Raw genomic sequence first — 20,637 nt, forward strand, 5'->3', positions numbered from 1 at the left:
CGCGCCGGCGTCAGGAGTGCACGCGGCGCCGCAGCACCTGGATGCGCTTCTGCAGCTGCGCCACCGTCGCCTGCGCCACGGGCGGCCCGCCGCAGGTGCGGCGCAGTTCGGCGTGGATGGCGCCGTGGGGCTGGCCCGTCTGCCGCGCGTAGACGCCGACGAGGCTGTTGAGCAGCTGCCGCTGTTCCTTGAGCGTGCGGTGCAGCGGCTCGGGCAGCGACGACTCGCCGCCCGAATGCTGCTCGCGCGCCTCGCGGGCCTGGCGGTGGCGCGACTGGCGTGCGACGCGCTGCATGAGCAGCTCGTGCACGTGCTCGGGCTCGAGCAGGCCGGGCAGCCCGATGAACTCCTGCTCCTCGTCGGTGCCCGGCACGGCCAGCTGGCCGAACTCCTTGCCCTCGAACACCATGCGATCGAAGTGCGCGACCGATCCGAGGGCCTGGAAGGAGCCCTCCTCCGTCAGCGCATCGGACGCCTTCTCCTCGCGCTCGGCGGCCTCCAGCAGCGAGTCGTCGAGGCCGTCCTCGTCCTTCTCGCGGCGGTCGAGCACGTGATCGCGCTGGCGCTCCAGCTCGCTGGCCAGGCCCATGAGCACGGGCACGTGCGGCAGGAACACGCTCGCGGCCTCGCCCCGGCGGCGCGCCCGCACGAAGCGGCCGATCGCCTGCGCGAAGAACAGCGGCGTCGACGACGAGGTCGCGTACACGCCCACCGCGAGGCGCGGCACGTCGACGCCCTCCGACACCATGCGCACCGCGACCATCCAGCGGTCGTCGCTCTCGCTGAAGCGCTCGATCCGGCGCGACGCCTCGGCGTCGTCGGAGAGCACCACCGTCGCCCGCTTGCCCGTGATGGAGTGCAGCAGCTTGGCGTACGCCCGCGCCGCGGTCTGGTCGGTCGCGAGCACGAGCCCGCCCGCGTCGGGCACGTGATGGCGGATCTCGGTGAGCCGGGCATCCGCCGAGCGCAGCACCGCCGACATCCACTCCCCGCCCGGATCGAGCGCCGTGCGCCACGCCTGAGCGGTGATGTCCTTGAGGTTGTCCTGACCCAGATGCGCCTCGAGCTCGTCGCCCGCGCGGGTGCGCCACGTCATGTGGCCCGAGTACACGTGGAACAGCACCGGGCGCACGACGCCGTCGGCGAGCGCGCGGCCGTAGCCGTAGGCGTAGTCGGTGACGGACGTGCGCCGGCCCTGCTCGTCGGGCGCGTATTCCACGAACGGGATGGGGGCGTCGTCGCTGCGGAACGGGGTCCCGCTCAGCAGCAGGCGGCGCGTGGCCGGCCCGTACGCCTCGCGGATCGCGTCGCCCCAGCTGAGGGCGTCGCCGCCGTGGTGCACCTCGTCGAGGATCACGAGGGTGCGGGCGCGCTCGGTGAGCGCCCGGTGCACGCTCGCCTTCGCGGCCACCTGCGCGTAGGTCACGACCACGCCGTGGTACTGGCGCGACGGCGCGGTGTGGCTGTTCTTGAAGTTCGGATCGAGGCGGAGGTGCACGCGGGCCGCGGCATCGGCCCACTGGGTCTTGAGGTGTTCGGTCGGCGCGACGACGATCACCTGGTCGATGAGGTCGTCGTGCCGCAGTTTGCGCGCCACCGTGAGGGCGAACGTGGTCTTGCCGGCGCCGGGCGTCGCCGCGACGAGGAAGTCGCGCTTCGCCGCCGCCTCGTACGCGTCGAGGGCCTCCTGCTGCCAGGCTCGGAGGCTTCCCGCCGTACCCCACGGGGCGCGTTGCGGAAAGGACGGAGACAGCACCCATCCACGATAGGCGACCCCTCCGACACCGCCCTGAGATCGGCGCGTCGTCGTAGTCTCATCTCATGACGATCGAGCCGAGCAACCGGACCCCCTCCATCGACAATGAGGGCCCCCACCCCTGGCGTCGCTTCGTCGCCATCGGCGACTCGTTCACCGAGGGCATCGGCGATCCCGAGCCCGGCTCCCCCGACGGCCACCGCGGCTGGGCCGATCGCGTGGCCGAGGTGCTCGCCAGCCAGGTCGACGACTTCGCCTACGCCAACCTCGCCGTCCGCGGCAAGCTCATCCGGCAGATCGTCGCGGAGCAGCTGGACCGCGCGATCGAGCTGAAGCCCGACCTCATCACCTTCTGCGCGGGAGGCAACGACGTCATCCGCCCCGGCACCGACCCGGACGAGATCGCCGTGCTGTTCGATCAGGCGGTCGCGCGCCTGAGCGTCGACGGGGCGACCGTCGTGCTGTTCACCGGCATCGACGTGGCGTGGTCGCCGGTGTTCCGACCCTTCCGCGGCAAGATCGCGATCTACAACGAGAACATCCGCGCCGTCGCCGATCGCTACGACGCCATCGTGGCCGATCAGTGGGCGCTGAAGTCGATCCAGGACCCCCGTTTCTTCGCCGATGACCGCCTGCACATGAACCCGCTCGGCCACCACGAGGTCGCCCGCATGGTGCTGCGGGCGCTGAACGTGCCGAACGATCTGCAGCCGATGCAGCCCGATCCCCTGCCGGAGCGCCGGTGGACCGAGGCCCGGCGCGAGGACCTCGTCTGGGCGCGCACGCACCTCGTCCCGTGGGTGCTGCGGCGCCTGCGCCACCAGTCTTCGGGCGACCACATCACCGCCAAGCGCCCCGAGGCACTGCCGTTCGCCGCGCCCCGCGTGGACTGACTCAGCGCTGCGCGTATCGCAGCGCCCACAGCGCCACGGCGGCGGCCGACGCGACGTTGAGGGAGTCCACTCCCCCGGCCATGGGGATCGTCACCACGCGATCGGCGGCGGCGAGCGCCTGCCGCGAGAGCCCGTCGCCCTCGGAGCCCATGACGAGCGCCACCCGCTCGGGCACGTCGTCCACGAACGCCTCGAGCGAGACGGCGTCGTCGGCCAGCGCCAGCGCGGCGATCGTGAAGCCCGCGTCGTGCAGCAGCTCGGTGGCGCCGGGCTCGCCGCCGCGGTCGCGCCACTCCGGAAGCCGCGTCCACGGCACCTGGAACACGGTGCCCATGCTCACGCGCACGCTGCGGCGATACAGCGGATCGGCGCACCGCGGCGTCACGAGCACGGCGTCGGCGCCGAGCCCTGCCGCCGCGCGGAAGGCGGCACCCACGTTGGTGTGGTCGACGATGTCCTCGAGCACGAGCACGCGCCGCGCCCCGGCGAGGACCTCGGCGACCGGCCGGTCCGCGGGGCGATGCATCGCGGCGAGCATGCCGCGGTGCACCGTGTAGCCGGTGACCGCCTCGGCCACGGCGTCGGGCACCACGTACACCGGCACATCGGGCAGCGCCGCGAGGAGGCGCTCGACGTCGGGCAGCCACTTCTCGGCCGTCAGCACCGAGCGCGGCTCGTGGCCGGCGGCGAGCGCGCGGCCGAGCACCTTCGCCGACTCCGCCATGTAGAGCCCGCCCTCGGGCTCGAGCACCCGCCGCAGCGCCACATCCGTCAGGTCCCGGTAGTCCGCGAGGCGGGCATCGCCCGGGTCGTCGATCCGCTCCAGCAGCATTCCTCCAGCCTAGGGACCGCGGCCGGGGCCCACCGCTGCGGCCTAGACTTCGGATGTGTCCGTGATGTCCCCGCTCGATGCCACCCAGGCCGCCCAGGTCGGCCGCGCGATCGATGCGCTGAGCGGGCGACGGATCGCCGTCCTCACCGGTGCGGGCGTCTCCACCGATTCGGGCATCCCCGACTACCGCGGCGAGGGCGCCCCCAAACGCAACCCGATGACGGCGCAGACCTTCCTCAGCGACGAGGCCGCGCGGCGCCGCTACTGGATCGGCTCGCACCTCGGCTGGCGCGCCTTCTCGGCCGCCGCTCCGAACCCCGGCCACGAGGCGATCGCCGCCCTCGAACGGGCCGACGTGGCCACGGGCGTCATCACCCAGAACGTCGACGGCCTGCATCTGCGCGCCGGCAGCCGGCGCGTGGTCGAGCTGCACGGCACGATGCGCCGCGTGTTCTGCCTGCAGTGCGGGCAGGTGTTCGACCGCCGCGACATCGGCGCGCGCCTGGAGGCCGCCAACCCCTGGATCACCGTGCCCGAGAACGTGCCCCTCGGCCCGGACGGCGACGTGCTGCCCGAGTCGTCGGAGGACTTCGTCGTGCCGGTGTGCACCGTGTGCGGCGGCATGCTCAAGCCCGAGGTGGTGTTCTTCGGCGAGTACATCCCCGCCGAGAAGTTCCGCGAGGCCGAGCAGCTCGTCGCGTCGGCCGACGCGCTGCTCGTGGCGGGATCCTCGCTCGTGGTCAACTCCGGCATCCGCCTCGTCGAGCGCGCCCGCCGCCGCAGGCTGCCCGTCGTGATCGTCAACCGCGGCGAGACCAAGGCCGACGCCCGCGCCACCGTCAAGATCGACGCCGGCACGAGCCCCGTGCTCACCGAGCTGGCCCGCGCGCTGCCCGCGCTGCGCTGAGCCGCGCTCAGCCGCCGGTCGGCGACGGATCGCTACGCTCGATCCGTGACCCTCATCACCCTCGTGCGCCACGGACAGACCGACTGGAACCTCGAGGGGCGGATCCAGGGATCCACCGACGTCCCCCTCAACGACACCGGCCGCCGCCAGGCCCGCGAGGCCGCCGAGCGCCTGCGCGACGACGACTACTCCCTCGCCGTGACGAGCCCGCTCTCGCGCGCGGTCGAGACGGCCGAGATCATCGCCGGCGCGCTCGGTCTCGGCGCTCCCGAGCGCATCGCCGGGCTCGCCGAGCGCGTGTACGGCGACGCCGAGGGCGCCTCGGTCGATCAGCTGTCGCTGCTGTTCCCGCACACCATCCCCGGCGCCGAGCCGGAGGCCGACGTGGTGACGCGGATTCGTGCGACCCTGCGCGATCTGGCCATGCGGTTCCCCGACGAGCGGATCGTCGCGGCATCGCACGGCGGCGTCATCGGCCGGCTGCTGCGCGACCTGCACGGCGGCGAGATGCCCGTGCCCGGCGGCCGGGTGACGAACGGATCGATCTGGCGCTTCGAAGTCACGCCCGAGTCGCTCGCGTTCGACGGTTCCGTGCTGCTCGCCGACTGACCTCCGGCGAGCGGATTGACACATCGATCGCACCTGCGCCGCGCCCGCGGGCACACCGCGCACACTCGATTCGATAACGACTGAGCATCCTGCTCAGGTTCGTGCCGGCGCGACTGTTAGGCTCGATTCTCATGGCCACGCTCGATCACGTCGACCTCGAACTCCTCGCCGCCCTGAGCGAGGACCCGCGCGCTACCGTCGTCGCGCTCGCGGAGCGACTGCACCTCTCCCGCAACACCGTGCAGGCGCGCATGGCGCGCCTGGAGAAGTCCGGCGCGTTCCGGTCGTTCGAGCGCGCGATCTCCACGGCGGCCCTCGGCTTCCCGCTCGAGGCGTTCATCGCCGTGGGCGTGCGGCAGCCGCACCTGCAGAAGATCATCTCGGAGCTGTCGCGCATCCCCGAGGTGCTGCAGGTGCATGGGCTCAGCGGCCAGACCGACCTCATGACGTTCGTCGCCTGCCGCGACGCCCGTCACCTGTTCGATGTCGACGCGCGCATCATGGGCATCGAGGGCGTGGAGCGCGCCGAGACGTCGCTCGTGATGAGCGAGTCGATCCCCTATCGCGTGACCGGCCTCATGGAGCTCGCCAAGCGCGAGGGGCGCTGACGGCTACGCGCCCAGGACGTCGCGGATCGCCTCGGCGGCCTCCGCGGGCTTCTCGTAGTGGATGAGGTGGCCCACGCCCTCCAGCTCCACCAGGCGGGCATCGGGGAACATGTCGCGCAGCACGCGTTCGGCCTCGATGGGCGTGATGTCATCGCGATCGGCCGCGATCAGCAGCGTCGGCTGCGCGATCCGGCCCGCCGACTCCCGCACGTCGTGCGACACGCTCGTGACGAACGCCTCGCTCAGCACGTCGCGGTCGGCGAAGCCCGAGAAGTAGCGATCGTGCTCCTCGTGGATCCAGCGGCGCAGGGCGCGGTCGCGGGTCTTGGCCATCGTCATGCTCATGATCCGCACGATGATCCGGGTGCGCAGCAGCCAGGTGCCGATCCGCGCGGGCAGCTTCGCACCGGCGGCGTAATAGAACACGGCCAGGCGGGTGAAGAAGCCGCGCGGCCCCTCCAACGCCGGCGCGCCGATCGGGTTGACGAGGATCAGCCGGGGCGTGTCGAGTCCGCGCGCCACGGCGGCCGACGCCACGATCGACCCGAACGAGTGGCCGAGCACCACGGCCCCCGGCGCCACCGCCTCCGCGAAGCGCGTGGCCCACTCGGCGTACGCGTCGAGGTCGTGACGGCGCCCCGGCAGCGGCGGCGTCTCGCCGAAGCCCGGCAGGTCCGGCATGATCACCCGCACCTGGGGCAGATGCGCCACGACGGGCTCGAGCCCGTGGTGGTCGCCCCGGAAGCCGTGATAGGCGATGATCGTCGGCCCGTCCGCCGGGCCGTACTCCCAGTACGCGGTGACGCCGCCGAGCACCGGGGCCTCCCGCCGACGGACGGGGATGCGGGCGAGCTTGTCGGCGTAGGGCGAGGGGACGGGCACCCGTCGAGTCTACGGACGGCGACGCGCCGACGATCCGCCCGGGGAATGTCGGCGCACCGCCCTAGCGTGTGGGTATGACCGACCGCTGGCCCGACCCGCCGCCGCTGTTCGACCTCGACGAACTCGACGCGCCGGCCGCGGCGGATCCGGAGCCGGTCGTGGTCGAGACGGCCGTGACCGTGGTCACCGCGACGGTCGCGCCTGCGCCGGTCGCCGACGAGACCGCGATGGGGCGGGCCGAGCGCTCGACGCGCCTGCTCGACCGCGTGGCGGTGTTCGACCTCGAGACCACGGGCGTCGACGTCGAGAACGACCGGATCGTGACCGCGTACGTGGGCCTGCTCGATGCCTCGGGCGAGGTCATCCACGCCGAGTCGTGGCTGGCCGACCCCGGCATCGAGATCCCCGAGGGCGCCACGGCGGTGCACGGCATCACCACCGAGACCGCGCGCGCCGAGGGGCGCCCCGCCGCCGAGGTGGTGGGCGAGATCGTCTCGGCGCTGCGCACGATCCTCGCGGGCGGCATCCCCGTGGTCGCCTACAACGCGTCGTTCGACCTGTCGATGCTCAAGCACGAGGCGCAGCGGCATGGGATCGACCCGATCGTCGACCCGAGCCCGGTGATCGACCCGCTCGTCATCGACAAGACCGTCGACCGATACCGCAAGGGCAAGCGCACCCTCGATGTCGTCGCGGCCCACTACGCCGTGGCGCTCGACGCCGCGCACGAGGCCTCCGCCGACGCGATCGCCGCCGGCCGCGTGGCCCTGGCGATCGCCGAGCGCTACGCCGACGCGCTGCCCGACACGGTCGAGGAGCTGCACACCCGGCAGATCGGCTGGGCGCGCGCCCAGGCCGAGAGCCTCACGGAGTACTTCGTGCGGATCGGCCGCATCGACGCCGTCGTCGACGGCAGCTGGCCCATCCGCTGAGGCGTACCCTCACCATCGGCGTCACCGACGATCCCGGGAACAACGAAGGCCCCGCCGAAGCGGGGCCCTCGTGGATCGGCTGTTTACTTGCCGAAGTTCTTGAAGCGCTGGTTGAACTTCTCGACGCGACCGGCCGAGTCCATGATGCGCTGCTTGCCCGTGTAGAACGGGTGCGACGCCGACGAGATCTCGACATCGATCACCGGGTACTCGACGCCGTCGAGCTCGATCGTCTTGTCGCTGGTCGCGGTCGAGCGCGTCAGGAACGTCTCGCCCGAACCGAGGTCGCGGAACACGATCGCCTTGTACTCGGGGTGGATGTCAGTCTTCATTCGGATGTCCTTGCGGGAGCGGGTGATCAAGAGGAAAGTCTGTGGGTGCCACGGCACCAGCGATCAAGTCTAGCAGACCCGATCGGATACGTCAGACCCGGGCGCGGGCCGCGTAGCGCCCGCCGGCCGAGGCGAGGGCGATCTGCATGCCGAAGGCCGCCGACAGGTTCTCCGGCGTGAGGGTCTCGGCGATCGGGCCGGCCGCGACCACTCCCCCGTCGCGCAGCAGCAGCACGTGGGTGAAGCCGACCGGGATTTCCTCCACGTGGTGGGTGACCATGACGATCGCGGGCGTCGTGGGCGACTTCGCGTACTCCGACAGCAGCGCCAGGAGCACCTCGCGCGAGCCGAGGTCGAGGCTCGCGGTGGGCTCGTCCAGCAGCAGCAGCTCGGGGTCGGTCATAATCGCGCGGGCGATCTGCACGCGCTTGCGCTCGCCGTCGCTGAGCGTGCCGAACAGCCGATCGGCGAGGTGATCGAGCTGCCAGTCGCGCAGCACGCGCAGCGCGCGGCGCTCGTCCACGCTCTCGTACTGCTCGTTCCAGCGGCCCATCACCGAGAACGCCGCGGTCATCACGACGTTGAGCACGGTCTCGTCGTGCGGGATCTGACGCGCCAGCGCCGTCGACGCGAAGCCGATGCGGGGGCGCAGCTCGAACACGTCGGTGCGGCCGAGCTGCTCGTCGAGGATCGTGACCGTGCCCGAGGTGGGGTGCATGAGCGTGTCGGCCAGCTGCAGCAGCGTCGTCTTGCCGGCGCCGTTGGGGCCGAGCACCACCCAGCGTTCGTCGTCGTTCACGCTCCAGGTGACGCCGTCCACGATGTTGCGGGTCCCGCGGCGGACGACGACATCGGAGAACGAGAGCACGGGGGTTGCCATGCCGTTCAGCCTACCGAGCACGGGGCACGGCGCCGACATCCGCACCGATATGCTCGATCCCCGTGACCGCGCGCTTCCTCGTCGTCCTCGACGCCGACTCCACCCTCATCCGCAACGAGGTCATCGAGCTGCTCGCCGACGAGGCCGGACGCGGCGCGGAGGTGGCCGCCGCCACCGAGGCCGCCATGCGCGGCGAGGTCGACTTCGCGACGAGCCTGCGGGCGCGGGTGAAGGTGCTCACCGGCGTGCCGACCTCGGCGTTCGCGCGGGTGCGGGCGCGGATCGAGCCGACGCCCGGGGTGCGCGAGCTCATCGATGGCGTGCACGCCCGCGGCGGCCTCGTGGGTGTGGTCTCGGGCGGTTTCCACGAGATCCTCGACGACGTCGCGCCGGCGCTCGGCGTGGACGTGTGGCGCGCCAACCGGCTCGCCGTCGCCGACGGGGCGCTCACCGGCGAGGTCGACGGCCCGATCGTCGACGCGGCCGCGAAGGCCGCGCAGCTGACCGCGTGGGCCGCCGCCCACGGCGTCGCGATGCACCGGACGATCGCGATCGGCGACGGCGCCAACGACCTGCTCATGATCGGCGCCGCGGGCCTCGGCCTCGCCTTCAACGCGAAGCCGACGGTCCGCGCGCAGGCGCCCGTCGTGATCGGCCCCGTCGACCTGGCGCAGGTGCTGCCGCTTCTTCCCTGAGCGCCTGGCAGACTTCCGGGAGCAGGTCCGCCCGGGAGGTCTCGTGTCCACGTCGTCAGCACTGCGCGGTCGCACCGCGCTGATCACCGGCGCCAGCCGCGTCGGCGGCATCGGCGCCGCCGTCGCCCGCCGCCTCGCGGCCATGGGCGCGAGCGTCGTCATCCACCACCACCGCCCGCACGACGTGGAGCAGCCGTGGGGCGCCGACGAGCTCGCCGCGGTGCGCGCCTCCATCGAACCGCACCTCGCGGCCGGGGCGCGGCTATGGGATCTGCCGGGCGACCTGGCCCTCCCCGATGCGCCGGAGCAGCTGATCGCGCGCGCGATCGACGTGGCGGGACCGCTCGACATCCTCGTGTGCAATCACGCGATGTCCGGCACGGACGGCACCCTGGCTGACATCGGGATCGCCGAGCTCGACGCCCACTGGGCCACCGACGCGAGGTCGGTGCTGCTCGCGACGAAGGCCTTCGCGGCCCGGCACGACGCCGCGCGGCCGGGCGGGCGGGTGATCTGGATGACGTCGGGGCAGGGCAAGGGGCCGATGCGCGGCGAGGTCGCCTACGCGGCCGCGAAGGCCGCCCTCGCGGGCATCACGATGACCGTCGCCGACGAGCTCGCCGACCAGGGCATCGTGCTCAACACCGTCAACCCCGGCCCGGTGAACACGGGGTTCCTCGATCCGGGCAACGGGTTCGATGACGCCACGATCGAGTGGCTGCGGGGGCGCTTCCCCTCCGGCCGATTCGGCACCCCGGAGGACCCGGCCCGGCTGATCGGCTGGCTCGTCAGCGACGACGGCGAGTGGGTGGTCGGCCAGGTCATCGACAGCGAGGGCGGCTTCCGCCGCGCGTGACGCCGTCGAGGAGCGAGGTGTGCGAGGCCTCGACTCCGCTGCGCTCCGCTCGGCCCGTCTCCGCTCCGCGGCTGCGCCGCTCCGGTCGACGAGCCCGGGTGGGTGCGGCTCGTTGACGGAGCCAAGCGACGGGCGGGGTGTGCGAGGCCTCGACTCCGCTGCGCTCCGGTCGACGAGCCTGGGTTGTGCGGCTCGTCGGGGGCGGCGACCACCCGGGCTCGTCGACCGAGCGAAGCGAGCGGAGCGGAGACGGGTTGAGCGAGCGAAGCGAGTCGAAACCTCACCCCAGGCGCGCCGAGTCGAAACCTGCCGAGTCGAACCGCGCGTCAGGGCGAAGCGGGCGGGTCAGTGGCCCATGCCGAGGCCGCCGTCGACGGGGATGACGGCGCCGGAGATGTACGCGGCGTCGTCGGAGGCGAGCCAGGCCACGACGCCGGCGACCTCCTCGGCCGAGCCGTAGCGGCCGGCGGGGATCTGCTTCTTGTACGACGCCTGCGTGGCCTCGTCGAGCTCGGCGGTCATGTCGCTCTCGATGAAGCCCGGCGCGACGACGTTGGCGGTGATGCCGCGTCCGCCCAGCTCGCGCGTGACGGCGCGCGCGAAGCCGACGAGGCCGGCCTTCGACGCGGAGTAGTTCGCCTGCCCGGCCACGCCGAACAGGCCGCTCACGCTGGAGATGAGGATGATGCGGCCGCGGCGGGCCTTGATCATGCTCTTGATCGCGCGCTTGACGGTGCGGAAGGCGCCGCCGAGGTTGGTGTCGATGACGGCGTCGAAGTCGTCGTCGCTCATGCGCATGAGCAGGGTGTCGCGGGTGATGCCCGCGTTGGCGACGACGGTGGTCACGGGGCCGAGCTCGGCCTCGATGCGCGCGATCGCGGCGTCGAGCGATGCGCCGTCGGTGACGTCGGCCTGCACCGTGAGCGTGCCCTCGGGGCCCTCGCCGCTGCGCGCGGTGACGGCCACGCGGTGACCGTCGCGCACGAAGCGCTCGGCGATGGCGCGGCCGATGCCGCGGTTGCCGCCGGTGACGAGGACGACGCTGTCGGTGCTCACGAATATGCCTCCTGGCTCGGGATCGGGACCGCCCACCAGCCTACGGCCAGGCCGCGGCGACGTAGGCTGGAGGGATCGTGAAGCGCGCGTCTCGGCCCCAGGCAGCGACGTCCCTGGAGATGGCTCCGGAGGACGACGAGAACCTGCGCATCCGCAACTACCTGCTGACGATGGCGGTGCGGCTCGTCTGCATCATCCTGTGCGCGGTCGTGGTGCCCTACGGCTGGCACACGGCGCTCTTCGCCGTCGGCGCGATCGCCCTCCCGTACATCGCCGTCGTCATCGCGAACGCGGCCTCAGGCCGCCGCGTCACGACCGCCGAGAACCCGACGCTCGCGCAGCTGGAGGCCCCGCCCGCCGCGCCGGAGGACGACGCCCCGACCGTCATCCGCATCGCCGAGCGCCCCGCGCCGCGACCGGAGGACGAGACATCGTGATCGGATTCGATCCGCTCGAGCCCACGTGCTCGCGGGCCGGCTGCCGCGCGGCGGCGACGTGGAGCATCCGCTGGCGCAACCCGCGCATCCACGCTCCCGAACGGCGCAAGGTGTGGCTGGCGTGCGACGAGCACGTCGACTACCTGCGGGATTTCCTGCGCAGCCGGGACTTCCCGCTCGAGGTCGTCGAGGGGGTGCACTCGTGAGGAACAGCTCCCCTGCGATGCGGTGGACCGTGTACGGGCTCGTGGCCGCGCTGTTCGCCGTCGCGTGCGCGTTCCTGTCGCACTGGCAGTTCTCGCGCAACGAGGAGCGGTCCGCGATGATCGCCCTCGTCGAGGCCAACTACGACGCCGACCCCGTACCGATCGAGGACGTCATCGCCGGCACCGACGACTTCGACGCCGGCGACGAGTGGCGCCCCGTGATCCTGCGCGGCGAGTACCTGCACGACGAGCAGCTGCTCGTGCGCAACCGCCCCCAGGGCGGCACCGCGGCGTTCGAGGTGCTCGTGCCCCTGCGCCTGGCCGACGGACGGATCGTCGTCGTCGACCGCGGCTGGGTGCCGCCGGGCGACGAATCGGTTCCCGAGGCCGTCCCGGAAGCGCCGCGCGGTGAGGTCACCGTGATCGCCCGGCTGCGTCCGGGAGAGGCGCTGCCGAGCTCCGGGCGCAGCGCGCCCGAGGGCCAGCTGCCGACCCTGCACCTGCCCTCGGTGGCGGAGTTCACGGGCGACGAGACGATCGTGAGCGCCTACGGGATCATGGTGTCCGAGGAGCCGGCCCCGGCCGAGCGGCCGGGCGAGCTGACGCCGCCGACCGAGGACCCCGGCCCCCACCTGTCGTATGCGATCCAGTGGATCCTCTTCGCCGTGATGGGCTTCGTGTTCATCGGCTACATCATCCGCACCGAGATCGCGGCCGCGCGCGAGCAGGACGATCCCGACGACGAGGACGACGAGCTGCCCGCGCCGCGACCGAAGCGCCCCGCGCGCCGCGATCGCGACGCCGACGAGGAGGACGCCCTCCTCGACGCCTGACCGGTTCCGGCTGGTCGCATCATCTGCGGCGCTTCGCGCCTCCGTTCAGCAACCGGGTGTCCACCCCATCGGTTGCTGAACGAAGCGGCGCAGCCGCGAAGAGGAAGCGACCACCGCGACCCGAGCGTCAGGCCAGGGTGATGAGGTCGAGGTAGGACTTGTTCCAGATGTCCTCGACGCCGTCGGGCAGCAGCAGCACGCGCTCCGGGTTCAGCGCCTCGACGGCGCCCTCGTCGTGCGAGACGAGCACGACTGCGCCCTCGTAGTGCGCGAGCGCGCCGAGGATCTCGTCGCGCGAGGCGGGGTCGAGGTTGTTCGTCGGCTCGTCGAGCAGCAGCACGTTGGCGCTCGAGACGACGAGCGTCGCCAGCGACAGGCGCGTCTTCTCGCCGCCCGACAGCACCCCCGCCGGCTTGAGCACGTCGTCGCCGGTGAACAGGAACGATCCGAGCACCTTCCGCGCCTCGGTCTCGTTGAGGTCCGGGGCGGCCGAGATCATGTTCTCGAGCACCGACCGGTTCACGTCGAGGTTCTCGTGCTCCTGCGCGTAGTAGCCGATCTTGAGGCCGTGGCCGGGCTCGATCCGGCCGGTGTCGCTCTTGTCGACCCCGGCGAGGATGCGCAGCATCGTGGTCTTGCCGGCGCCGTTGAGGCCGAGCACGACCACCTTCGAGCCGCGGTCGATCGCCAGGTCCACGCCCGCGAAGATCTCGAGCGCGCCGTACGACTTCGACAGCGACGACGCCATGAGCGGCGTCTTGCCGCAGGGCGCCGGCTTCGGGAAGCGCAGCTTGGCGACCCGGTCCTCCTGGCGCACCTCCTCGAGCCCCGACAGGAGCTTCTCGGCGCGCGCGACCATCTGGTGCGCGGCGGCGGCCTTCGACGCCTTCGCGCCGAAGCGGGCGGCCTGCTGCTGCAGCACCGACGCCTTCTTCTCGGCGTTGGCCCGCTCCTTCTTGCGGCGCTCCTCGTCGGCCACGCGCTGGCGCAGGTAGTGCTTCCAGCCCATGTTGTAGATGTCGATGACCTGACGGTTGGCGTCGAGGTAGAAGACCCGGTTCACCGTCTCCTCCACCAGGTCGACGTCGTGGCTGATCACGATCAGGCCGCCGCGGTACGACTTGAGGAACTCCCGCAGCCACACGACGCTGTCGGCGTCGAGGTGGTTGGTCGGCTCGTCGAGGATCATCGTGCCCGCGTCCGAGAACAGGATGCGCGCGAGCTCGATGCGGCGGCGCTGGCCGCCGGAGAGCGTCTTGAGCGGCTGGTCCAGGATGCGATCGGGAAGCGAGAGGTTGTTGGCGATCACGGCGGCCTCGGCCTCGGCGGCGTACCCGCCGAGCGACTCGAAACGCTCCATGAGGTTGCCGAAGCGCTTCATCGCCTTCTCGGCGACCTTCGGGTCGTCCGATCCCATCTCCTCGGTGGCCTTCGCCATGCCCAGCTGCAGCGAGCCGAGGCCGCGGGCGTCGAGGATGCGCGTGCGGGCCAGCTCCTCGGGATCGCCCGAGCGGGGGTCCTGCGGCAGGTAGCCGAGCTCGCCGGAGCGCTCCACACGCCCGTCGGACGGGATGAGGTCGCCCGCGAGCACCTTCGTCAGCGTGGTCTTGCCGGCGCCGTTGCGGCCGACGAGACCGACCTTGTCGCCGGGCCCGACGCGGAACGTCACGCCGGACATGAGCATGCGCGCGCCGACGCGGATCTCGAGGTCATGCACGGCAAGCACAGCGGAACGTCCGATCTTTCCCGGGGATGCGGCGCGAGCGCGCCAGCCTCCCATCCTACGTCGCGCACCCCGTGAACGCGGCGGGACGACAGGTTATGCGCCTCAGACGACAGATTCTGTACGGTGAGCGCGACGTCCTCACCCCGGCTGCTGAGATGTCGAGAAGGCCCCTATCACCGGACGCCCCTGCACGGATGCAGGGGCGCGGGGAACTGCAAGGAGAGCAGCACGTGAGCGACACGACGGCGAAGAAGCCGATGAGCAACAGGAAGTTCCTCTGGATCTGGATCCCGATCCTCGCCTTCGTGACGGTGGTGATCATCGGAGCGAACGTCGCGATCGGCATGTTCCGCAGCGCCATCGAGTCATACATGGGCGCCGGCACCTGGGAGATCCAGAACACCGCCGAGACGCAGGACTGGGACACCACCTACTACGAGGGCGACCACGCCACCGTCGAGGAGGCCAAGGCGGCCTCGACCGAGACGGTCGTGGAGATCGCCGAGGAGGGCATGACCCTCGTCAAGAACAACGGCGCCCTCCCGCTCGCGCCCGGCGCCGTGACGCTGCTCGGCCGCGGCGCCGCCGACCCGATCTACGGCGGCTCCGGTTCGGGCACCGCCGACACGACGAGCGCGACGAACATCCGCGCGGGCATCGAGGCCGGCGGCTTCACCGTCAACGACACGGTGTACGAGCTGCTCGCGGACTTCGCCGCCGACAACGCCCCCGCCGACGGCGGCCGCACGAACATCGTGATGGACGACCCGGAGGCCTCCAACTACAACATCGGCGAGATGCCGGTGAGCGACTACACCGACGCGGCGATCGACTCGTTCGGCGAGTACGGCGACGCGGCGATCGTCGTCATCGGCCGCGGCGGCGGCGAGGGCGGCGACCTCGCCACCGACATGACCGCGTGGGACGACCGCGCCGAGCCGGGCACCCACCAGCTCGAGCTGAACGCCGACGAGATCGACACCCTGAACCTCGCCAAGGAGCACTTCGACAACGTCATCGTGCTCGTGAACGCCTCGACGTCGTTCGAGCTCGGCACGCTCGAGGACGACCCGGAGATCGACGGCCTCCTGCTCGTCGGCTCCCCCGGCGCCAACGGCTTCCAGGCCCTCGGGTCGATTCTGAACGGCGACGTGAACCCCTCGGGCCACACCGTCGACCTGTTCGCGCGCGACTTCACCGCCGACCCCACGTTCGCCAACTTCGGGGACTACGCCTACGAGAACATCGAGGACGCCTACTTCGTCGACTACGAGGAGGGCATCTACGTCGGCTACCGCTACTACGAGACCGCGGCCGTCGAGGGCTTCATCGACTACGACGAGGCCGTCGTGTACCCGTTCGGCTACGGCCTGAGCTACACGCAGTTCTCGTGGGCCGTGACCGGCCAGGAGCTCGGCGATGTCGACGGCGAGATCTCGATCGACGTGGCCGTGACCAACACCGGCGACGTCGCGGGCAAGGACGTCGTGCAGCTGTACTACACCGCTCCGTACACGCCCGGCGGCATCGAGAAGGCGCACGTCGTGCTCGGCGACTTCGTGAAGACCCCGCTCATCGAGCCGGGCCAGACCGAGACGGTCACCGTCACGCTCGCCGTCGAGGACATGGCCTCGTACGACTGGCGCGGCGCGGGCGCGTACGTCCTCGAGCAGGGCGACTACGAGCTCAAGCTGCAGACCGACTCGCACACCCTCGCCGCGGGCGTCGAGCCGATCACCTACACGGTCGACGAGACGATCGCCTACGTCGACGGCCGCGCCAGCGACGAGATCCCGGCGGTCAACCGCTTCGACGACGTCTCGGCCGCGTTCGACGAGAACCGCACGGAGTTCTCGCGCGCCGACTTCGCCGGCACCTTCCCGAGCGCCCCCGAGGGCGAGGACTTCGTCGCGAGCGACGCCGTCGTGGCCGGCTTCGAGCCGTACGACGCCGAGGCCGTGAACGCCGAGTCCGACGCGGAGATGCCCACGACCGGCGCCGACAACGGCCTGTCGCTCATCGACCTGCGCGGCCTGCCCGCAGACGACCCGAAGTGGGACGAGCTGCTCGATCAGCTCACCGTCGAGGACATGACCGAGGTGCTGCTGTCGGGCGCCTACAACACGGCCGCCATCCCCGAGATCGGCAAGATCCGCACGAACGACCTGGACGGCCCCGCCGGCTTCAGCTCGTTCATCAACCCGGGCCTGTGGACGGGCACCGCGTTCCCGTCCGAGTACCTCATCGGCCAGACCTGGAACGTCGAGCTGGCCCGCGAGATGGGCGTCTCGGTCGGCAACGAGGCGCTCACGATGGGCGCCAACGGCTGGTACGCCCCGGCGGTGAACCTGCACCGCTCGCCCTTCGCCGGACGCAACTTCGAGTACTACTCGGAGGACCCGATCATCTCGAGCAAGCTCGCCACGGCCGTCGCCGACGGCGCGCTGAAGCGCGGCGTCTACACGATGACGAAGCACTTCGCGCTGAACGACCAGGAGACCAACCGCGTCAACGGCAAGGGCCTGGCCACCTGGGCGACCGAGCAGACGATGCGCGAGCTGTACTTCAAGGCGTTCGAGGGCTACGTGAAGAACACCTCCGGCGAGGTCCCCTACCTCGACGCCGAGGGCACGCGGCAGACGGCGGAGGTCGGCGCGCTCGGCATGATGAGCTCGTTCAACCTGCTCGGCACCACCTGGGCGGGCGGATCGACGGCACTGATGACCGACGTCCTGCGCGGTGAGTGGGGCTTCGACGGCTTCGTCATCACCGACTTCAACCTGTACGACTACATGTACGCCGACCAGGGCATCGCCGCCGGCTCCGACCTGCAGCTGACCTTCGCCGGATCCAAGGTCATGCAGGACACCGAGAGCGCCGCCGCCGTCGAGAACATGCGCACGGCCATGCACCACATCCTGTACACGGTGGCCAACTCCAACGCCATGAACGGCATGGCACCGGGCGCCACGCTGGCGTACCACATGGCCCCGTGGGAGCTGGGCGTGCTGTGGGCGACGATCGCCCTGAGCGTGCTCGTGCTCGCCGGCATCGTGTGGGTGGTCGTCCGCGTGCGGCGCCACGCGCAGAGCCGTCCCGTCGAGGAGGTCCCGGCAGCATGACCGACGAGCGCGTCGCCCGGCTCGGGCTCCTCGAGAAGGCCGCCCTCGTGAGCGGCGGCACCGTGTGGCAGACCCGCGCGGTGCCCCGCCTCGGGGTCCCCTCGATCTGGCTCGCCGACGGGCCCCACGGGGTCCGTCGGCAGACCGGGGCCGCCGATCACCTCGGCCTGGCGGGATCCGAGCCGGCGACGTGCTTCCCGACGGCCGCCGCCGTCGCCAACTCGTGGGACGAGGAGCTCGCCGAGGAGATCGGCTCCGCCCTCGGCCGCGAGGCCCGCGCCCAGGGCGTCAACGTGCTGCTGGGCCCCGGCCTGAACATCAAGCGCAGCCCCACCGGCGGCCGCAACTTCGAGTACTTCTCGGAGGACCCCGAGGTCTCCGGCCGCCTCGCCGCCGCCTACGTGCGCGGCATCCAGGGCGCGGGCGTCGCCGCCACGCCCAAGCACTTCGCCGCCAACAGCCAGGAGTTGCGCCGCATGGCCAGCGACTCGGTCGTCGACGAGCGCACGCTGCGCGAGATCTACCTGGCCGCGTTCGAGACCGTCGTGCGCGAAAGCCACCCCTGGGCGATCATGTCGTCGTACAACCTCGTCGGCGGAACCTATGCCCACGAGAACGCGCACCTGCTCGGCGACATCCTCCGCGACGAGTGGGGCTTCGACGGCGCCGTGATCAGCGACTGGGGCGGCGGCAACGACCCGGTCGCCGCCATGCGCGCCGGCGGGACCCTCGAGATGCCCTCCCCCGGGTTCGCCTCCGCCCGCCGGATCGTCGAGGCGGTCGAGAGCGGCGAGCTCGACGTGGCCGATCTGGACGCCCGCGTCGAGGAGGTCCTGCGCCTCGTCGACCGCACCACCGCCGCCGCGCCCGTCACGGTCGACCTCGAGGCCCATCACGCGCTCGCGCGCCGCGCGGCCGCGGAGAGCGCCGTGCTGCTGCGCAACGAGGGGGCGCTGCTCCCCCTCGCCCCCGGCACGCGCGTGGCGCTCATCGGCGACTTCGCGCGGACGCCGCGGTACCAGGGCGCCGGGTCGTCGCTCGTGAACGCCACCCGCGTCACCAACCTCGTCGACGCCGTCGCCGGCAGCGACCTGCAGCTCGTGCGCCACGCGCCGGGCTTCCGGCGCGACGGCACCCCCGACGCCGCCCTGCGCGAGGACGCGGCCGCCGCGGCCCGCGCGGCCGACGTCGCGATCGTGTGCCTCGGCCTGCCCGAGAACGCCGAGTCCGAGGGCATCGATCGCCGCACCCTCGAGCTTCCCGCCGCGCAGCTCGAGACGCTGCGCGCCGTGGTGCGCACGGGCACCCGCGTCGTGGTGGTGCTCAGCGCGGGAGGCGCGGTGGAGACGGCGTGGGCCGGCGAGGTCGACGCGCTCGTGCATGGATCGCTGGGCGGCCAGGCGGGCGCCGAGGGCCTGCTCGACGTGCTCACGGGCGCGGTCGCCCCGAGCGGGCGCCTGGCCGAGACCTTCCCGGTGCGCCTGGCCGATGCGCCCACTGCGGGCCTCTTCCCCGCCGCCGGCCCCGTGGCGGAGTACCGCGAGGGCCCGCTCGTCGGCTACCGGTACTACGAGACGGCGGGCGCCGACGTCGCGTTCCCCTTCGGCTTCGGCCTCACCTACACCACCTTCGCCTACCGCGACCTCGTCGTCACCGAGGCCGAGGCCCGGTTCACGATCGAGAACACGGGAGCCGTCGCGGCCGCTGAGGTGCCGCAGGTCTACATCGCCCGCGTGGGCGACAGCGCGGCGGTGCGGCCGGCGCTCGAGCTGCGCGGGTTCCGCAAGGTCCGCCTCGAGCCCGGCGCCTCGGCCGAGGTGGTCGTGCCCCTCGGCGAGCGCGCGTTCCGGTTCTGGGACGTCCGCTCCGGCGCCTGGGAGATCGAGGCCGGCACGTACGAGGTGCGCGTGGGCGCGCACGTGCGCGACATCCGCCTCACCGCGACGCTCGAGATCGCCGGCACCGTGGCGGCGGGCGCGCTCCCCGCCGCGCTCGCCCCGTACGCCGCCGCCGACATCGCCGCCGTCACCGACGCCGCGTTCGAGGCGCTGCTGGGTCACCCCGCGCCCCGCCCGGCGCCGTCGCGGGAGCTCACCGTCACCGACCCGCTGCTGCGCATGGAGACGGCGAAGAGCCCGGTCGCGCGGCTCGCCTTCCGGATCCTCGACGGCCGGCGCCGCGCCGCCGACCGGCGGGGCCGGGCCGACATCAACATGATCTTCCTGCTCAACATGCCGTTCCGCTCGATCGGGAACATGTCGGGCGGCATGCTCACGCCCGAGTTCGTGGACGGCGTGCTCACGCTCGTCAACGGCCGCTTCTTCCGCGGGGCCGGTCAGCTCATCGCCGCGTTCGTGCGGGGGCGACGGGCCGAGAGGCGAACGAAGGCGCAGTTCGAGGCGCAGAGTGGAGGGGCACGATGATCGCCGCGATCCGGAGCCGATGGGGGCGCTTCGCGACCGACCACCCGGAGCTGTCGAAGTTCCTCGTGTTCTTCGTGCTCTCCAACGGCGTCACCGTGCTGCAGCTGGCGCTGATGCCCCTGTTCCGCTGGGGCTTCGACACCTTCACCGACCTCGTGAACGTGGACTTCCGAGTGTTCCCGATCGGCTCGAACGTCGACGGCAGCCAGTACTACATGTTCGACTACGCCGCGGGCGAGCTTCCCGCCGGCGGCGGCGGGCTGGCGTACTTCCTCGCCGTGCAGATCACCCTGCTGATCGCCCAGGTGATCAACTTCTTCGCGCAGCGCAACATCACGTTCAAGTCGAACACCTCGATCTGGCGCGCGGCGTTCTGGTACGCCATCGCCTACGTCGTGATCACGTTCCTCGCGGCGGCGGCGCAGGGCTTCTACAAGGCGCCCATCTACGAGCTGCTCATCTCCACGTGGGGCTGGGGCGGCACGGGCGAGACGATCGCCGACGTGGTGACCATGATCATCAACGCCGCGATCTCGTTCTGGGTCTTCTACCCGATCTTCCGCGTCATCTTCCGCCAGGTGCCCGAGCAGGACGGCGCGGACGAGAGGGCGGACGCCCCCCGCGCATCATGATGGCGACGGCAGCGCGTCAG

The 20,637-nt window shown here is 71.8% G+C and carries 20 protein-coding genes; 13 read left to right on the plus strand and 7 right to left on the minus strand.

Annotated features, from left to right (window positions below):
• Positions 1-10: 10 nt before the first annotated feature.
• Positions 11-1,756 carry a DEAD/DEAH box helicase gene (locus E3O41_RS08620; RefSeq protein WP_067027177.1) on the minus strand — a complete coding sequence of 582 codons (1,746 nt, stop codon included), beginning with the start codon at positions 1,754-1,756 and terminating at the stop codon, positions 11-13.
• Positions 1,757-1,821: 65 nt separating this feature from the next.
• Between E3O41_RS08620 and E3O41_RS08625 the strand changes: the two genes are divergently transcribed.
• Positions 1,822-2,649 (plus strand): SGNH/GDSL hydrolase family protein, encoded by an 828-nt coding sequence (locus E3O41_RS08625; protein ID WP_135012262.1) that lies wholly within the window; start codon positions 1,822-1,824, stop codon positions 2,647-2,649.
• A 1-nt stretch (position 2,650) separates the two neighbouring features.
• Here the strand turns inward: E3O41_RS08625 and E3O41_RS08630 are convergent, their stop codons facing one another.
• Positions 2,651-3,481 carry a TrmH family RNA methyltransferase gene (locus E3O41_RS08630; protein ID WP_135012264.1) on the minus strand — a complete coding sequence of 277 codons (831 nt, stop codon included), beginning with the start codon at positions 3,479-3,481 and terminating at the stop codon, positions 2,651-2,653.
• 64 nt (positions 3,482-3,545) lie between these two features.
• Between E3O41_RS08630 and E3O41_RS08635 the strand changes: the two genes are divergently transcribed.
• The 3 genes from E3O41_RS08635 (at position 3,546) to E3O41_RS08645 (ending at position 5,605) form a co-directional block, all read left to right on the plus strand.
• Positions 3,546-4,388, plus strand: coding sequence for a Sir2 family NAD-dependent protein deacetylase (locus E3O41_RS08635; protein ID WP_067027390.1), 843 nt, complete (start codon positions 3,546-3,548; stop codon positions 4,386-4,388).
• A gap of 45 nt (positions 4,389-4,433) precedes the next feature.
• Entirely contained in the window at positions 4,434-4,997 is a 564-nt protein-coding gene (locus E3O41_RS08640) for a histidine phosphatase family protein (RefSeq protein WP_067027183.1), read from the plus strand.
• Between the two features lie 131 nt (positions 4,998-5,128).
• Positions 5,129-5,605, plus strand: a complete 477-nt coding sequence (locus E3O41_RS08645; RefSeq protein WP_067027185.1) for an Lrp/AsnC family transcriptional regulator — start codon at positions 5,129-5,131, stop codon at positions 5,603-5,605.
• Between the two features lie 3 nt (positions 5,606-5,608).
• Here the strand turns inward: E3O41_RS08645 and E3O41_RS08650 are convergent, their stop codons facing one another.
• Positions 5,609-6,487, minus strand: a complete 879-nt coding sequence (locus E3O41_RS08650; RefSeq protein ID WP_067027187.1) for an alpha/beta fold hydrolase — start codon at positions 6,485-6,487, stop codon at positions 5,609-5,611.
• A 227-nt stretch (positions 6,488-6,714) separates the two neighbouring features.
• Here E3O41_RS08650 and E3O41_RS08655 point away from each other — a divergent pair, with 227 nt between their 5' ends.
• The gene (locus E3O41_RS08655) at positions 6,715-7,419 is read left to right on the plus strand and encodes a 3'-5' exonuclease (RefSeq protein ID WP_067027392.1); all 705 of its coding nucleotides are present in this window, start codon (positions 6,715-6,717) and stop codon (positions 7,417-7,419) included.
• 83 nt (positions 7,420-7,502) lie between these two features.
• Here E3O41_RS08655 and E3O41_RS08660 read toward each other — a convergent pair whose 3' ends face one another.
• Both E3O41_RS08660 and E3O41_RS08665 read right to left on the minus strand, forming a co-directional pair.
• Positions 7,503-7,751: a type B 50S ribosomal protein L31 gene (locus tag E3O41_RS08660; protein WP_067027394.1), complete on the minus strand. Its 249-nt coding sequence runs from the start codon at positions 7,749-7,751 to the stop codon at positions 7,503-7,505.
• 91 nt (positions 7,752-7,842) lie between these two features.
• The gene (locus tag E3O41_RS08665; protein ID WP_067027189.1) at positions 7,843-8,631 is read right to left on the minus strand and encodes an ABC transporter ATP-binding protein; all 789 of its coding nucleotides are present in this window, start codon (positions 8,629-8,631) and stop codon (positions 7,843-7,845) included.
• Between the two features lie 56 nt (positions 8,632-8,687).
• On the opposite strand from E3O41_RS08665, the gene serB reads away from it, so the two are divergent.
• Together serB and E3O41_RS08675 are read left to right on the plus strand one after the other, a co-directional pair.
• The gene (gene serB, locus E3O41_RS08670) at positions 8,688-9,326 is read left to right on the plus strand and encodes a phosphoserine phosphatase SerB (RefSeq protein WP_067027396.1); all 639 of its coding nucleotides are present in this window, start codon (positions 8,688-8,690) and stop codon (positions 9,324-9,326) included.
• A 43-nt stretch (positions 9,327-9,369) separates the two neighbouring features.
• Entirely contained in the window at positions 9,370-10,182 is an 813-nt protein-coding gene (locus tag E3O41_RS08675; protein WP_067027191.1) for an SDR family oxidoreductase, read from the plus strand.
• 345 nt (positions 10,183-10,527) lie between these two features.
• Here the strand turns inward: E3O41_RS08675 and fabG are convergent, their stop codons facing one another.
• On the minus strand, positions 10,528-11,238 hold the full coding sequence (gene fabG, locus E3O41_RS08680; protein WP_067027193.1) for a 3-oxoacyl-ACP reductase FabG: 711 nt from the start codon (positions 11,236-11,238) through the stop codon (positions 10,528-10,530).
• A 77-nt stretch (positions 11,239-11,315) separates the two neighbouring features.
• Between fabG and E3O41_RS08685 the strand changes: the two genes are divergently transcribed.
• Genes E3O41_RS08685 through E3O41_RS08695 form a run of 3 tightly spaced genes read left to right on the plus strand, consistent with a single transcriptional unit; the run spans position 11,316 to position 12,714 of the window.
• Complete coding sequence (locus E3O41_RS08685; RefSeq protein ID WP_240482452.1) at positions 11,316-11,675, plus strand: DUF3099 domain-containing protein; 360 nt, start codon at positions 11,316-11,318, stop codon at positions 11,673-11,675.
• Positions 11,672-11,881 (plus strand): hypothetical protein, encoded by a 210-nt coding sequence (locus E3O41_RS08690; RefSeq protein WP_067027196.1) that lies wholly within the window; start codon positions 11,672-11,674, stop codon positions 11,879-11,881. Before E3O41_RS08685 ends, E3O41_RS08690 begins: the two co-directional genes overlap by 4 nt.
• 17 nt (positions 11,882-11,898) lie before the next feature.
• Entirely contained in the window at positions 11,899-12,714 is an 816-nt protein-coding gene (locus E3O41_RS08695; RefSeq protein WP_067027198.1) for an SURF1 family cytochrome oxidase biogenesis protein, read from the plus strand.
• A gap of 127 nt (positions 12,715-12,841) precedes the next feature.
• On the opposite strand, the gene E3O41_RS08700 is transcribed toward E3O41_RS08695, so the two are convergent.
• On the minus strand, positions 12,842-14,440 hold the full coding sequence (locus tag E3O41_RS08700; RefSeq protein WP_067027200.1) for an ABC-F family ATP-binding cassette domain-containing protein: 1,599 nt from the start codon (positions 14,438-14,440) through the stop codon (positions 12,842-12,844).
• A gap of 230 nt (positions 14,441-14,670) precedes the next feature.
• Between E3O41_RS08700 and E3O41_RS08705 the strand changes: the two genes are divergently transcribed.
• From E3O41_RS08705 to E3O41_RS08715, 3 genes are read left to right on the plus strand one after another with little or no spacing between them, the layout of a single operon-like run.
• Positions 14,671-17,562 carry a beta-glucosidase gene (locus tag E3O41_RS08705; RefSeq protein WP_240482453.1) on the plus strand — a complete coding sequence of 964 codons (2,892 nt, stop codon included), beginning with the start codon at positions 14,671-14,673 and terminating at the stop codon, positions 17,560-17,562.
• Positions 17,559-19,985, plus strand: a complete 2,427-nt coding sequence (locus tag E3O41_RS08710; RefSeq protein WP_067027204.1) for a glycoside hydrolase family 3 protein — start codon at positions 17,559-17,561, stop codon at positions 19,983-19,985. The genes E3O41_RS08705 and E3O41_RS08710 overlap by 4 nt, the downstream gene beginning before the upstream one ends.
• The gene (locus tag E3O41_RS08715; RefSeq protein ID WP_067027206.1) at positions 19,982-20,617 is read left to right on the plus strand and encodes a hypothetical protein; all 636 of its coding nucleotides are present in this window, start codon (positions 19,982-19,984) and stop codon (positions 20,615-20,617) included. The genes E3O41_RS08710 and E3O41_RS08715 overlap by 4 nt, the downstream gene beginning before the upstream one ends.
• Positions 20,618-20,637: the final 20 nt, after the last annotated feature.

The sequence above is a fragment of the Microbacterium sediminis genome, assembly GCF_004564075.1.
Lineage (GTDB): Bacteria > Actinomycetota > Actinomycetes > Actinomycetales > Microbacteriaceae > Microbacterium > Microbacterium sediminis.